The organism is Rhodanobacter sp. UC4451_H18 (genome assembly GCF_052978225.1).
In genome coordinates this window covers 1,079,319-1,093,102 of the sequence record NZ_CM129663.1, presented here as the reverse complement: position 1 = coordinate 1,093,102, position 13,784 = coordinate 1,079,319, and the positions used below count along the sequence as shown (strand labels likewise).

Below are 13,784 nucleotides of genomic sequence, written 5' to 3'. Positions count from 1 at the left end.
GGCTAAGCTTGGCGCAGGTGCCGATCATCATGGATACGGCTGCAGCAGGTCGGTCGACGGAGAACAGTGTGCGGAGCGGGTCGAGCAAGTTCAAGCAACTGCGGCATTTTACGGCACTGTCCGCACTGGCGCTTGCGCTGGGCGCCTGCACCACGGCGCCGCTGCGTCCGCAGGCCGCGCCGACGCCGCAGCCGATGGCGCGGCTGGTGGTGGCCACGCCGGATGCCGATCATGACTTGCTGGCACAGTTGCTGGCCGGCGAGATGGCGCTCGGCCGCACCGATCTGGCCGCGGCATCGGCCCATTACGACAAGGCGATGGCCCTCAGCACAGACCCCGCGGTGGCCGAGCGGGCGGCGGAGCTGGCCATCGCCGTGCATCACGACGAGGCGGCCGGCCGCGCGCTTGACCGCTGGCAGGCATTGGGCGCCAAACCCGCACCGATGGCGCGCGCGCGCGCCGAGCTGGCGCTCGATCAGGGCAATGCCACCGAGGCGAAACAGCAGCTGGAGCGCCTGATCGCCAGCGGCGACAAGGACGCCTGGCGCCAGTTTGGCCGCGTGCTGCTGGGCGCACGCGATCAGGCGCAGGCGGCCCGCCTGCTGGAAGCGCTGGCCGTGCCGGCGCGCCTGCCGGCCGACCCCAAGGCCTGGCTGGCGATGAGCGAGTTGGGCGACAAGCTGGGTCGCCATGCCTATGCACAGGAGATCGCCACGGCGGCGGTGAAGCGCTTCAACAACGCCGAGACCTACGCCTGGGCCGCGCAGATGAAGTTCAAGGACGGCGACCGCGACGGCGCAAAGACGTTGTTGCGCAAGGCGCTGGCCCAGGCTCCATCGAATACGCGCTTGCGCCTGGCTTATGCCGGCATGCTCAGCGCGTCGGGCGACGACGCAGCCGCCAGCCAGCTGCTCGCGCACGGCTCGCAGGATGCCGACACCTACGCCATGCGCGCGGGCCTGGCCGCTCGCCACCAGGACACGAAGGCGCTGGCCACCTTGTACCGCCAGTTGCAGCAAGCCTCGCCCGACGTGCGCGCGCAGAGCAGCTACCTGTTGGGGCAGCTGGCCGAGATGCAGCACCGCGACGCCGAGGCGCTGGGTTGGTACGACCAGGTCGGCGACGACGATCCGCACGCGTTCGACGCGGCGATACGCAGTGCGCTGATCCTGCACACGCAGGGCAAGCGCGAGCAGGCCCACCAGTTGCTGGCCCAGTTGGAGATCGACTATCTCGAACAGCCCGAGCAACTGCGTCAGGCCCTGCAAGCCGACGCCGAGCTGTACCTGCGCGAGCAGAACTACGCGCAGGCGGAAACCGCGTTCAGCCGCGCCCTGCAGGTGATGCCCGATGATCCCGGCCTGCTCTACGGTCGCGGCCTGGCCTATGCCCAGGCCGGTCAGATCGACCTGGCAGTGAAGGATTTCCAGCATTTGCTGAAGATCAAGCCCGGTGACGTCGACGCCAGCAACGCGCTGGGCTACACCCTGGCCGACGCCAACCGCGACCTGCCGGAAGCGAAGAAGCTGCTGCAGGTTGCCCGCGCTGCCAAGCCAGACGATCCGGCCATCGCCGACTCCTGGGGCTGGCTGCAGTATCGCCTCGGCCATCTGGAGCAGGCCGAGCAAACCCTGCGCGGCGCCTGGCTGGCGCGCAAGGACGCCGACGTCGGCGTGCATCTGGGCGAGGTGCTGTGGAAGCAGGGCCGTCGCCATGACGCGCAGCAGGTGTTCGACGAAGTGCGCAAGCTCGACCCGCACAGCAGCAGCCTGCGCGATGTCTTGAAGCGCTTGCTGCCGGCCGGAGCGCATCCTTGAACCGGATCACCGCATGTGGCGCAGCGATGTTGCTGCCGTTGCTGCTGACCGCCTGCGCGCCAGCGGTACGCATGCCCGGCGACGCCGGCCTGCTTGCCGCCCAGCGCGCGCGCGAACACGCGCTGTCCGACGCCGGGCACTGGTCGCTGCAAGGCCGGCTGGGCGTGTCGGATGGCCACGAAGGCGGCAGCGGCAGCTTCAGCTGGAGCCAGGACGGCGCGCGTTACGAGTTCGTGCTGCGCGCGCCGGTGACCGGCAAGAGTTTCCGGCTCAGCGGCGATGCGCACGATGCCTTGCTCGAAGGGCTGGACGGCGGGCCGCTGCGCGGCAACGACGCCGAGGCGCTGATGCGCAAGGCACTGGGCTGGGAAGTGCCGCTGCGCGAGTTGCGCGCGTGGGTGCTGGGCCTGCGTGCCGCTGGCGGTCCGGCGGAAATCCGCTTCGGCGAGAACCGGCTGCCGTCGCTGCTGCGGCAGGACGGCTGGTCGGTGGAATACCGCAGCTGGGACGAAACCCGCGATCCGCCGTTGCCGACCAAGGTCTACGCCGCGCGACCGCCGTACAAGGTGCGGCTGTCGATCGAATCCTGGCAGTTTCGGTAAGCGCCGTCGGTTGGGTTAGGCTTTGCGCCCTGCCGACGGTGCGCCGCTGCCATCCATGAACGTCCACATCGACCGTGCCCAGCCGGGCCATGTCGCCGCCCTGTGTGCGATCGAGCGCAAGGCCGTGCAGCTGTTTCGCGGCCATCCGGCGTGGCCGGCGTACGCGGCGGTGTCGATGCCGGTCGAACTGCTGCGGCAGGCTGTCGAGCGCGGCCTGGTCTGGGTGGCGCCGGATGAAGCGGGCGATCCGCTCGGCTTCATCTGGCTGGACGAGGAGCCGGGCGACGGTGCGATCGGCGTCGCCGAGATCGACGTGCTGCCCGGGCATGGTCGCCGCGGCATCGGCGCGGCCCTGCTCGAACACGCCTGCAACTGGGCGCGCGAGGCGGGCTATCGGCGGGTGGATCTGGGCACCCTTGCCGACGTGCCGTGGAACGCGCCGTTCTACGCACGGCATGGTTTCGCGGTGGTCGACAAGAACGCCCCGGCGTTCGCCAACGCCCGCCAGCGCGATCGCGAGCACGGTTTTCCCGACGACCTGCGCGTCTTCATGAGCCGCCCGCTGGCCACGCCGGCGCGTGGTGAATGGACCGCATGGCCCGCGCCGGCCAAGCTGAACCTGTTCCTGCGCATCACCGGTCGCCGTGCCGACGGCTACCACGAACTGCAGACCGTGTTCCGCCTGCTGGACTGGGGTGACGAAGTGCGCCTGCGGGTGCGCGACGATGGCGAAGTGAAGCGCCTGCACGGCGCGCGGGGGGTGGCCGAGTCGGACGACCTGGTCGTGCGCGCGGCCCGCTTGCTGCAGCAGCATGCCGGTTGTGCGCTGGGCGCGGATCTCGCCGTCGACAAGCGCATCCCGATGGGCGGCGGCCTCGGCGGCGGCAGTTCCGACGCGGCCACCGTGCTGGTGGCGCTCAATCACCTGTGGCGGCTGGATCTGGACGAGGACAGCCTGGCCGCGCTGGGCGGCCAGCTCGGCGCCGACGTGCCGGTATTCGTGCGCGGACGTTCGGCCTGGGCCGAGGGCGTCGGCGAGCGACTCAGCCCGATCCATCTGCCGCGAAGGCATTACGTGGTGCTCGACCCGCGCGAGCAGGTGCCTACTGCGGCGCTCTTTCAAGCGCCTGAATTGACACGAAATGCGCCGCGGGCGACAATTTCGTCCTTTGTTTCCGGCGCAACGGTCGAGAACGCCTTCGAGCCGGTCGTGCGGGCGCGTTACCCGCGGGTCGCGGCAGCGCTGGCGTGGCTGGGCGGTTTCGGCACGGCGAGGCTTTCGGGTACCGGCGGCTGCGTGTTCCTGGAGCTGCGCTCGCTCGCGCGTGCCCACGCCATCGCAGAACGTTGTCCGGCGACATTCAGGGTACACGTGGCGAGCGGGATGGATGTCTCGCCGCTGCATCAGGCGCTGGCGCGGCAACGCGCAAGTTGACGGGTTTCAGGCAAAGGCACGACCGAATACACCAAGACACTGGGGCGTCGCCAAGCTGGTTAAGGCACGGGATTTTGATTCCCGCATTCGCAGGTTCGAATCCTGCCGCCCCAGCCACTTCATTGTTGGCTGAGTTTTCGAGGTAGCACCGTGGACACGTCCACCCCGATGATGCTGTTCACCGGCAATGCGCATCGCGCATTGGCCGAGGATGTCGCCCACCGCCTGGGCGTGCCGCTGGGCAAGGCCCTGGTCGGCACCTTCAGCGACGGCGAGGTGCAGATCGAGATCGAGGAGAACGTGCGTCGGCAGGAAGTGTTCGTGATCCAGCCGACCGGTGCGCCCAGCGCGGTGAACCTGTTCGAGCTGCTGGCGCTCACCGACGCGCTCAAGCGCGCCTCGGCGGCCAGCGTCACGGCGGTGATCCCGTACTTCGGCTACGCCCGGCAGGATCGCCGGCCGCGCTCGGCGCGGGTGCCGATCACCGCCAAGCTGGCCGCCCGCATGATCGGCGCCGCGGGCGTGGACCGGGTGCTGACGGTGGACCTGCATGCCGACCAGATCCAGGGCTTCTTCGACATTCCGGTCGACAACGTGTACGCCTCACCGGTGCTGCTGGCCGACATCTGGCGCAAGTACAGCATGGAAGACCTGATCGTGGTCAGCCCGGACGTGGGCGGCGTGGTGCGTGCCCGGGCGATCGCCAAGCGGCTGGACGACGCCGACCTGGCGATCATCGACAAGCGCCGTCCGCGCGCCAACGTCTCCACCGTGATGAACATCATCGGCGACGTCGAAGGCAAGACCTGCGTCATGGTCGACGACATCGTCGATACTGCCGGCACCTTGTGCGCGGCCGCTGCAGCTCTCAAGGAGCGCGGCGCCCGCAAGGTGGTCGCCTACTGCGTGCATCCGGTGCTGTCCGGCGCGGCGATCAGCAACATCGAAGGCTCCCAGCTCGACCGGCTGGTGGTCACCAACACCTTGCCGTTGCGCCCCGAAGTCCAGGCCTGCAGCAAGATCCGCCAGCTCTCCGTCGCCGAACTGCTGGCTGAAACCATTCGCCGCATCGCCTTCGGCGAGTCGGTGAGTTCGCTGTACGTGGATTGAATCCGGGAATAGGGAGTAGGGAATAGGGAATCGAAGAGCCGCACCCACGCTTTTCCTATTCCCTATTCTCCATTCCCTATTCCCCTCCAAGGGCTCTCCTGGTCGCGGGAGAGTCACCCATCCGTCGCAAGGCGGAAAACGCAACCCAAGGTAATAAAACAATGACCCAGACTCATGAAATCAAGGCGCAGAGCCGCAAGGACGAGGGGAAAGGTGCGAGCCGCCGCCTGCGTCGCGCGAGCTTCGTGCCGGCCGTCGTCTACGGTGGCAGCCAGCCGCCGGAAAGCATCCAGATCGAGCACAACACCATCCTGCTCGCCGCCAAGAACGAATGGTTCTTCTCCTCGATCCTCGACCTGAACGTCGATGGCAGGGTGCAGAAGGTGCTGGTGCGCGACTGGCAGAAGCATCCGTTCAAGCAGCTGATGATGCACATGGATTTCCAGCGCATCGACGAGAACGCGAGGCTGCGCGCCAACGTGCCGCTGCATTTCCTGAACAAGGAACTGTCGCCGGCCGGCAAGATGTCCGGCGTGGTGATCTCGCACAACCTGACCGAAGTGGAAGTCAGCTGCCTGCCGAAGGATCTGCCGGCGTTCATCGAGCTGGATCTGGGCGCGCTGCAGGCCGGCGACATCATTCACCTGTCGCAGCTGAAGCTGCCGGCGAACGTGGAACTGCCGGCTTTGCTGCTGGGTGAAGCCCACGACGTCGCCGTGGTGACCGTGAACGCGGTCAAGGAAAGCGCCGCGGATGTCGCGGAAGACGCTGCCGAAGCCGAGGCCGAAGCGACCAAGGCCGCGGCTGCCAAGCCGGGTGCGAAGTCCGACGCCAAGCCGGCTGCCGACAAGAAGTAAGTCGTGCGGCCCCGCGCCAGACCGGCGCGGGGCCATGCATGGCTGGCTGCGCAATGGCTGGATTGAAACTCATCGTCGGGCTGGGCAATCCCGGCGCCGAATACCTCAGAACCCGGCACAATGCCGGGTTCTGGCTGGTGGACGCCCTCGCCGGCGGCCAGGGCGAGCGGTTCGCCTTCGACGGCAAGCTGCATGGCGAGAGCTGCCGCGTGCGCCTTGGCGGCGAACCGGTCTGGCTGCTCAAGCCCGCCACCTTCATGAACAAGAGCGGCATCGCCGTGGTTTCGGCGCTGCGCTATTACAAGATCGAACCCGAACAATGTCTGGTCGCGCATGACGACCTGGACCTGCCGCCCGGCACCGTGCGCCTGAAGTTCGACGGCGGCCACGGTGGGCAGAACGGCCTGCGCGACATCATGGGCCACCTCGGCCACGGCAAGTTCCATCGCTTGCGCGTGGGCATCGGCCACCCCGGCCACAAGGATCAGGTCACGCCGTGGGTGCTGGGCCGGCCTTCCGCCACGGACGAAACCGCCATCCTGGACGGCGTCGCGCGCGCCCTGGACGTGCTGCCGCTGGCGGTGGATGGGCAGTTCGACAAGGCGATGCAGCAGTTGCACACGACGAGGGAATAGGGAATGGGGAATAGGGAGTCGCAAGAGCATCCCGACCCCCGCTTTTCCTATTCCCTATTCCCTATTCCCTATTCCCGGAATCAAATCCATGGGCATCAAATGCGGCATCGTCGGACTGCCCAACGTCGGCAAGTCCACCCTGTTCAACGCGCTGACCAAGGCCGGCATCGCGGCGGCCAATTTTCCGTTCTGCACGATCGAGCCGAACGTGGGCGTGGTGCCGGTGCCGGACCCGCGGCTGAATGCGCTGGCGGCGATCGTCAACCCGCAGAAGGTGGTGCCGACCGCGGTGGAGTTCGTCGACATCGCCGGCCTGGTCGCCGGCGCGTCGAAGGGCGAGGGCCTGGGCAACAAGTTCCTGGCGCACATCCGCGAGGTCGACGCAATCGCCCACGTGGTGCGCTGCTTCGAGGGCGACGTGATCCACGTCGCCGGCAAGGTCGATCCGATCGCCGACATCGAGACCATCGACACCGAACTGGCGCTGGCCGACCTGGAGTCGGTGGACAAGGCGCTGAACCGCGCCGAGCGCGCGGCCAAGGCGAACGACAAGGATGCGTTGGCCAAGAAGCCGGTGCTGCAGAAGCTGGCCGCCGGGCTCAACGAAGGCAAGTCCGCGCGCAGCCTCGGCCTGGACGAGGAAGAGAAGGCGCTGGTGCGCGACCTGTTCCTGCTCACCCTGAAGCCGCTGATGTACATCGCCAACGTCGCCGACGACGGCTTCGAGAACAACCCGTTGCTGGACGCCGTGCGCGAGCGCGCGGCAGGCGAGGGTGCCGAGGTGGTGCCGGTGTGTGCGGCCATCGAGGAGGAACTGGCGCAACTCGACGAAGCCGACCGCGACGAGTTCCTGAAGGACATGGGCCTGGACGAGCCGGGCCTGAACCGGGTGATCCGCGCCGGCTACAAGCTGCTCGACCTGCAGACCTATTTCACCGCCGGCGTGAAGGAAGTGCGCGCGTGGCAGGTGAAGCGCGGCGCCACCGGGCCACAGGCTGCAGGCGTGATCCACAGCGATTTCGAGAAAGGCTTCATCCGCGCCGAAACCGTCTCCTACGACGACTTCATCCAGTACAAAGGCGAAGCCGGCGCCGCCGCCGCCGGGCGTCTGCGCAAGGAAGGCAAGGACTACATCGTCAAGGACGGCGACGTGCTGCACTTCCTGTTCAACGTCTGACGACCAGCGGGCTATGCCCGCCGCAAGATCGTGGGAGCGCACTTGTGCGCGATGCTCTTCGTCACGCTGCGGAAAGCATCGCGCACAAGTGCGCTCCTGCGGGAAGGTTGGCTGCTAAAGCGCGCTGCCGCCGAACTTGTAGGTGAACTGCACGTAGTAGCTGCGGCCGGCCGCGTCGAACCACGAGATGTCGTAGTACGGGTATGACGTGTAGCTGGGGTCGCGTGGCGGCATCTTGTCGAACAGGTTGTCCACCGCCAGCGACAGCTGCGCGTGGTCGCTGAACTTGTATTGCAGCGTGGCGTTGTAGCGGTAGGTGGCGTGTACCCAGGCCGGTTCGCCCGCGCCGGTGTCGACGATCTGGTCGTACGAATCCGAGTTCGGCAGCCGCCCGAGGCGCGTGCCGAACAGGGTGGCCGACCAGGCCTTGCGCTCCCATGACACGCTGGCGCTGGTCTTCTCGCGCGGGATGTCGAAGCCGCTGTTGACTGCCAGCTCGTCCAGGGTGGGGTCGCCGGGATATTGCTGGAACAGGTGATTGCGCGTCCAGGTATGGCTGCCCGCGAGGCGGAATGTGCCGATCGCGGTTTCCAGCTTGTAGTGGGCGCTGGCGTCGATGCCGCTGGTGCGCTCGTTGGCCACGTTGATCGGGTTGACGTAGATGCCGTACAGGCCGCCCGGATCGACCGCGCTGTCGGTCGGATAGCGATTCACGCGCGAGATCGCGTCGAGGCAGCTGGGCGAATTCGCGTCCACCGGATTGCCGCCGACGTCGGTGCCGATGCGGCAGTTCGCCTCCAGCTGCAGGATGCGGTCGGTGCTGAGGTCCTGCACCTGGTTCTTCATGCGGATGTTGAAATAGTCCACCGACAGATCCAGGTTCGGCGTCGGCGACCACACGAAGCCGCCGGTCCACGAGGTGCTGGTTTCGGAGTTCAGGTCGCGGTTGCCCTGGCGCGTGCGGATCAGGCCTTCGTCGGCGTAATCGCAATCGGTGATGTCGACATCCGGCTCCTCGGTGCGGCAGCGGTAGTAGTCGTTGCCGGAGGTTTCGTCGTTGCCGATGCCGGCGTAGACGTAGTGCAGGTCAGGCGCACGGAACGCGGTGCCGTAGGAGCCGCGCAGCAGCAGGCTGTCGAGCGGGCGCCATTCCAGCCCGGTGCTGTAGGTCAGCTTGCCGGTCTTGTGTCCGGAGAAGCGGTACTGGTCGTAGCGGCCGGCCAGGCTGAGGTTGAGCGATTCCAGCAGCGGCAGGCGCAGCTCGCCGGCGGTGGCCCAGCGGTTGCGGCTGCCGTGGCCGTCGGAATCCTTCCAGCTGTAGTAGTAGTACTGGGTGGCCAGCGGATCGGGGTTGAGGTCGTAGGCCTGGTTGCCGAACTCGACCACGCCGGCGAAACCCGCCGGCCCGGCGGGCAGGTTGAACAAGGCGGTGTTGGTCAGGGTGAACGCCAGCGTGTCGCTGCGCGATTCGGGGTGGTAGTTGGTGCGCGCGGTGATCGCGTCGTACTCGGCGCGGGTCAGCGGCGTGTACAGGCGGACGGGATCGGCGTCGAAGATCGGCAGGCCGCTGTCCGGGTCCACGCCCAGTTGCGGGCCGAGGTAGAGATCGTTGGCCTTCGCGGCGACGGTCTGCGGCCAGCTGATCAGCGCCTTGTACTGCGAGTGGCTGAGCGAGGCCTCGTAATCCCAGGCCTGGCCGAACGTGCCCTTGAAGCCGGTGGTGAGGCTGAAGGTCTTCTGCGTGTTCTCGATCATGCCGCGGCCGAGGCCGCCCATTTCTTCCGGCGTGAACTGGCGATACCAGTTCTCGATGCCGCCGCTGTGCGCGTTGTAGAAGTAGCCGTCCTCGTTGCCGTCGGGCGCCTGGTAGTTCCACTGCTCGACGTCGCGGAACAGCTCGACCTTGCTCCAGCCCAGCTGCATGTCGCCGAACCAGCTCAGGTTGTCGTTGATCTTGAAGTTGGCCGAGGTGTAGGTGTTGATGCCGCGGCGCTGGCTGAGGATGGTGCCGTAGCCGATCGACTCGGCGCTGCCACAGAAATTGCCGTAGCGCGGCCGGTTCGCATACACCGTGGTGCCGCCGTTGAGGTACGACAGCGCGTCGCAGGTGGCCTGGCCGGGGTCGATGTAGTCGTCGTTCCAGTCGCCGTTGAGGAAGGTGCGGCGCGGCACCTGCGAGCGCGCGGTGGGCGCGTCGGCGGTGGAGTCCTGGATCTTGCGGTCGTAGGCCCACAGCGGCTTCTGGTCGATCAGCTCGGCGCCGAACACCAGGTTGAAGTCACCCTGCGAGAAGCCGGTGGAGAAGTTCAGCTTGGTCGACGCGCCGCCGCCGCGGGTGGTGTCGCCGTAGCGCAGGTCGATGGTGGTGCCGTCGGCGTGGTCCTTCAGGATGAAGTTCACCACGCCGGAGATCGCATCCGAACCGTACACCGCCGAGGCGCTGCCGGTGAGCACCTCGATGCGGTCGATCATGCCGATCGGGATGTTGGAGATGTCGGTGAAGTTGCTGCGGCCCTTGAACGGCAGCGGAAAATCGGCGATGCGCCGGCCGTTGACCAGTACCAGGGTGTGGTTGGGGCCGAGCCCGCGCAAGTCGACTTCCTCGGCGCCCGGCGAAAAGTCGGCGCCGCTGGAGGATTGCTGGCTCTGCGTCTCGCCGCTGTTCTGGGTGATCGCGCGCATCACGTCGGGCACGCTGGCGAAGCCGGCGGCCTTGATCTCCTGCGCGGTGACCACGGTGACTGGCGCCGGGCCCTCGACCTGCACCCGCGGAATGCGCGAGCCGGTGACCTGCACTTCGTCCAGCCGTGTGGCCTGTTCCGGGTCCGGTTCGGCGGAGCCGCTGCCGGCAGGCGCGGGTGCGGTTGGCGGCGCGGTTCGGCGGGCCGCCTTGACGATCACTACCGCGCCGGACTCGTCGTGCTGCGTGGTGAAGCCGCTGCCGGCCAGCAACCGCCGCAGCGCCTCGTCCGTCGACAGCGTGCCGCGCACGCCGGCGGTGCGCAGTCCGCGCAGCTGGTCGGCCTGGTAGATGAACTGCGCGCCGGACTGGCGGGCCAGCGTATCCAGCGCGGTGACCAGGTCACCGGCCGGGATGTCGACCGGCCGCGTCGCCGGGGCCTGTGCGGCGGCGAGGGCCGGTGCCGAGCAAGCAAGGATCAACAGCGCGCCGCGTAGCGAACGAGTCATGTGCAGTTCTCCCCGGGCAGGCGCGCACGATGCGCACCGCGTAGATGCCATGACGAGCGGGCGCGGAAAATCCCCCCAGGCACCGCTCCGCTCAGCGCGGACTCAACACGATGGTGTTCCCGCGCGCGGTGGCCTTGACCGGGAAGCCGCGCGTCAGCAGCCGCACGAAGGCGTCGGTGTTGGACCAGCGGAAGTTGCCGCCCACGCGCATGGCGCCGACCCGCGCATCGTCGATCACGATCTTGCGCTGGTTGTAGCGGTTGAACTCGGCCACGGCGGTGGCCAGCGGGGTGTCGTGGAAGCTGACGAAACCGTTGCGCCAGCTCAGGTATTCCTGCGCCTGCTGCACGGTTCCCGAATGCACGACCACGCCGCCATCGCTGGCGATGGCCACGCTGCCGGCCGGCAACAGGGTGGTGGCCTGGTGCGGGCCGTCGGGACGACCGTCGGATTCCAGCCGCACCAGGCCCTGGGTGACCACCACGCGCAGATCCGCCGCGTCACGGCGCACCGCGAAGCGTGTGCCGACGGCGATCACCCGGCGCGCGTCGGCGCTGACCACGAACGGTCGTGCGCGATCCTTGGCCACGCTGAAGAACGCCTCGCCTTGCTCGAGATCGACGTGGCGTTCGCGGCGCGACCAGGTCAGCCGGATGCGGCTGTCGCTGCTGAGCGTGGCCACCGAGCCGTCCGCCAGTTGCACCTCGCGCAGCTCGCCGACGGCGGTTCGATAGGATGCCTGCTCCACCGCGCCGTACCCATGCCAGGCCAGCGCCAGCGTCACGACCACCAGCAGCGAAGCGGCGACCGCCAGCAGCCGGGCGTGCGGCCAGGATCGGCGTCGCGTGGCTGCCCGCCAGCCGCGCGGAGTCGCGGCAGCGTGCGGTTGCGCCAGCGCAGGTGCACCGGTGTGCGGCGTCGCCCAACTGCCACGCGGCGGCACGCCGCCGGCGCGCCAGCCGGCACCCAGCGCCTGCAGCCGGCCGCTTTGCTGCCACGCCGCGTCGAGCCGCACGTAGGCCACCCGGTGCGCGGTTGACGCATCCAGCCACGCGTCCAGCCGGCGCTGGTCGCGCTCGTTCCAGTGCTCGCCGTCGCGTCGGGCCAGCCAGCTCGCGGCGATGTGTTCGATCTCCCTGCTACTGGTCATGACCAAGCTCGATGGCGGTTTCCTGTTCGCCTGCACGGGTGTGGCGATGGGCGTGGCGATCGCCGTGCACATACTGAGCGATCAGCCGCGCGCCCTTGGCGATCTGCTTCTCCACGGTCTTCTCGCTGATGCCCATGCGGGCGGCGACCTGTTTCTGCGACAACTGCTCGACGCGGCGCAGCCAGACCACCTCGCGGCAGCGGTCGGGCAGGCGGTCGAACGCGTCGGCGAGGCGTTTCAACTCCTGGTGTGCGTCCAGCCGGCGGTCCGGCGTGACCTCGTCCACCGAGACGTTCAACGCGTCGATATCACCCACGGCCTCGATCGAGACCACCCGTTCGCGGCGCAGGCGGTCGGTCATCAGGTGGCGCGCCGTGGTGAACATGAACGACTTGGGTTGGGTCGGGCGCGACCGTGCCGCGGCTTCGTAGACGCGAACGTAGATCTCCTGGCGCAGGTCGTGGACCTCCTCGCGACGGAACCAGCTGCGCCGCAGATAGCGCATCAGGGCGCCCTCGTGGACGAGGATTTCGCGGGCAAACCAGCTGTTGAGGGAATTGTCCACGTGGCGACCTTAGCGCCAATCCGGGGCGGCTGGACAGCGGGGCGAACGTGGGGGATATCCGCGGGCCGCTCGTCCCGGACGATAACCACGGACGGGCATGCGCCCGCTCTGTCATGGCCCGGGGAAGTGCCGATGAAAACGTTCCGACCAACTTTCCGCTGGCTGTGGCTGGCGTGCTGCCTGCTGTTGGCGGGCTTCGGGCCCGGCAGCGTGGCCAAGCCGTCGGGTGCAGGCTACGACTATTACCGGATCGGCAAGCTCGACGCCGCGCGCCCCGGAACCACCGAGCCGGCGCTGCTGCTGATGGGCGGTGGTGACTGGCCGCCGGCGGCGTTCGCATGGTTCGCCGCCAGGGGCGGGCACGGGCATTTCGTGGTCCTGCGCGCCTCCGGTGCCGATGAATTGCAGAAGGAGCTGTACGAAGACATCGGCGGCGTGGCCTCGGTGCAGACCCTGGTGTTCCACGACCGCGCGGCGGCCAGCGATCCGCGCGTGCTGGAGATCGTGCGTTCGGCCGACGGCATCTTCATCGCCGGCGGCGACCAGGCCAACTATGTGCGGTTCTGGAAAGGCACGCCGTTGAACGCCTTGCTGGAACGCCATGTGGCGCAGGGCAAGCCGCTGGGCGGCACCAGTGCCGGCCTGGCGATCCTCGGCCGCTTTGCCTATGGCGCGCTGGACGGCGGCAGCATCACCTCGGATGAAGCGCTGGCCGATCCGCTGGGCAAGGCGGTGACCGTGGTCGAAGGTTTCCTGCATCTGCCGTACCTGCAGCACGTCATCACCGACACCCACTTCCATGCGCGCAAGCGGCTGGGCCGGTTGGTTGCGTTCATTGCCCGGTTGCGCCACGAGGGGCATGCCGACGTGATCGGCCTGGGCGTGGATGAGGATGCCGCGTTGTGCGTGGAGGCCGATGGACAAGGGCATCTGGTCACCCTGAACGACGGTTTCGCCTGGCTGGTGCGCCCCGCGGGTCCGCCGGCGCGGGTCGTTGCCGGCCAGCCGCTGGACTATCGGGGCATTCGCGTGACCGGCATCGGCCCGCACAGTCGGATCGACCTGCGCGATCTGAGCGTGCAACGCCCGGCGTTCGAGGTCACCGCTGACGTGCGCGACGGCAAGCTTGAGTTGCACGGCGATGCCGTGCCGGCCGCGACGCCGGCAGGTTAGCTGGCTTCGGCGCGCGCATGGCGACGCCGGTTGCCGGCGTAGCGATCGTGGTGAGTGGGTGAAGCGGGCATAAT

The 13,784-nt window shown here is 68.1% G+C and carries 11 protein-coding genes and 1 tRNA gene; 9 read left to right on the top strand and 3 right to left on the bottom strand.

Going from position 1 to position 13,784, the window contains the following annotated elements:
- The first annotated feature begins 68 nt into the window (after positions 1-68).
- The 8 genes from ACVCMG_RS05145 (at position 69) to ychF (ending at position 7,633) form a co-directional block, all read left to right on the top strand.
- Entirely contained in the window at positions 69-1,817 is a 1,749-nt protein-coding gene (locus tag ACVCMG_RS05145) for a tetratricopeptide repeat protein (RefSeq protein WP_447115018.1), read from the top strand.
- Positions 1,814-2,419, top strand: coding sequence for a lipoprotein insertase outer membrane protein LolB (lolB, locus tag ACVCMG_RS05140; protein WP_447115017.1), 606 nt, complete (start codon positions 1,814-1,816; stop codon positions 2,417-2,419). Before ACVCMG_RS05145 ends, lolB begins: the two co-directional genes overlap by 4 nt.
- Before the next feature lie 55 nt (positions 2,420-2,474).
- The gene (ispE, locus tag ACVCMG_RS05135) at positions 2,475-3,854 is read left to right on the top strand and encodes a 4-(cytidine 5'-diphospho)-2-C-methyl-D-erythritol kinase (protein WP_395117234.1); all 1,380 of its coding nucleotides are present in this window, start codon (positions 2,475-2,477) and stop codon (positions 3,852-3,854) included.
- Positions 3,855-3,894: 40 nt separating this feature from the next.
- Positions 3,895-3,971: transfer RNA gene (locus ACVCMG_RS05130), tRNA-Gln, on the top strand.
- Between the two features lie 51 nt (positions 3,972-4,022).
- Positions 4,023-4,964: a ribose-phosphate diphosphokinase gene (locus tag ACVCMG_RS05125; RefSeq protein WP_395121353.1), complete on the top strand. Its 942-nt coding sequence runs from the start codon at positions 4,023-4,025 to the stop codon at positions 4,962-4,964.
- A gap of 161 nt (positions 4,965-5,125) precedes the next feature.
- Positions 5,126-5,821 (top strand): 50S ribosomal protein L25/general stress protein Ctc, encoded by a 696-nt coding sequence (locus ACVCMG_RS05120; protein WP_447099339.1) that lies wholly within the window; start codon positions 5,126-5,128, stop codon positions 5,819-5,821.
- 53 nt (positions 5,822-5,874) lie between these two features.
- Positions 5,875-6,456, top strand: a complete 582-nt coding sequence (pth, locus tag ACVCMG_RS05115) for an aminoacyl-tRNA hydrolase (protein ID WP_447099338.1) — start codon at positions 5,875-5,877, stop codon at positions 6,454-6,456.
- Positions 6,457-6,544: 88 nt separating this feature from the next.
- A complete protein-coding gene (ychF, locus tag ACVCMG_RS05110; RefSeq protein WP_447115016.1) occupies positions 6,545-7,633 on the top strand; it encodes a redox-regulated ATPase YchF in 1,089 nt (362 codons plus the stop codon).
- 114 nt (positions 7,634-7,747) lie between these two features.
- On the opposite strand, the gene ACVCMG_RS05105 is transcribed toward ychF, so the two are convergent.
- The 3 genes from ACVCMG_RS05105 to ACVCMG_RS05095 form a co-directional block, all read right to left on the bottom strand.
- On the bottom strand, positions 7,748-10,822 hold the full coding sequence (locus tag ACVCMG_RS05105; protein WP_447105817.1) for a TonB-dependent receptor: 3,075 nt from the start codon (positions 10,820-10,822) through the stop codon (positions 7,748-7,750).
- A 91-nt stretch (positions 10,823-10,913) separates the two neighbouring features.
- Entirely contained in the window at positions 10,914-11,972 is a 1,059-nt protein-coding gene (locus ACVCMG_RS05100) for a FecR family protein (protein ID WP_447115015.1), read from the bottom strand.
- Positions 11,962-12,537 (bottom strand): RNA polymerase sigma factor, encoded by a 576-nt coding sequence (locus tag ACVCMG_RS05095; protein WP_395117244.1) that lies wholly within the window; start codon positions 12,535-12,537, stop codon positions 11,962-11,964. The genes ACVCMG_RS05100 and ACVCMG_RS05095 overlap by 11 nt, the downstream gene beginning before the upstream one ends.
- 132 nt (positions 12,538-12,669) lie before the next feature.
- On the opposite strand from ACVCMG_RS05095, the gene ACVCMG_RS05090 reads away from it, so the two are divergent.
- Complete coding sequence (locus ACVCMG_RS05090; protein ID WP_447115014.1) at positions 12,670-13,710, top strand: cyanophycinase; 1,041 nt, start codon at positions 12,670-12,672, stop codon at positions 13,708-13,710.
- The last annotated feature ends 74 nt before the right edge of the window (positions 13,711-13,784 follow it).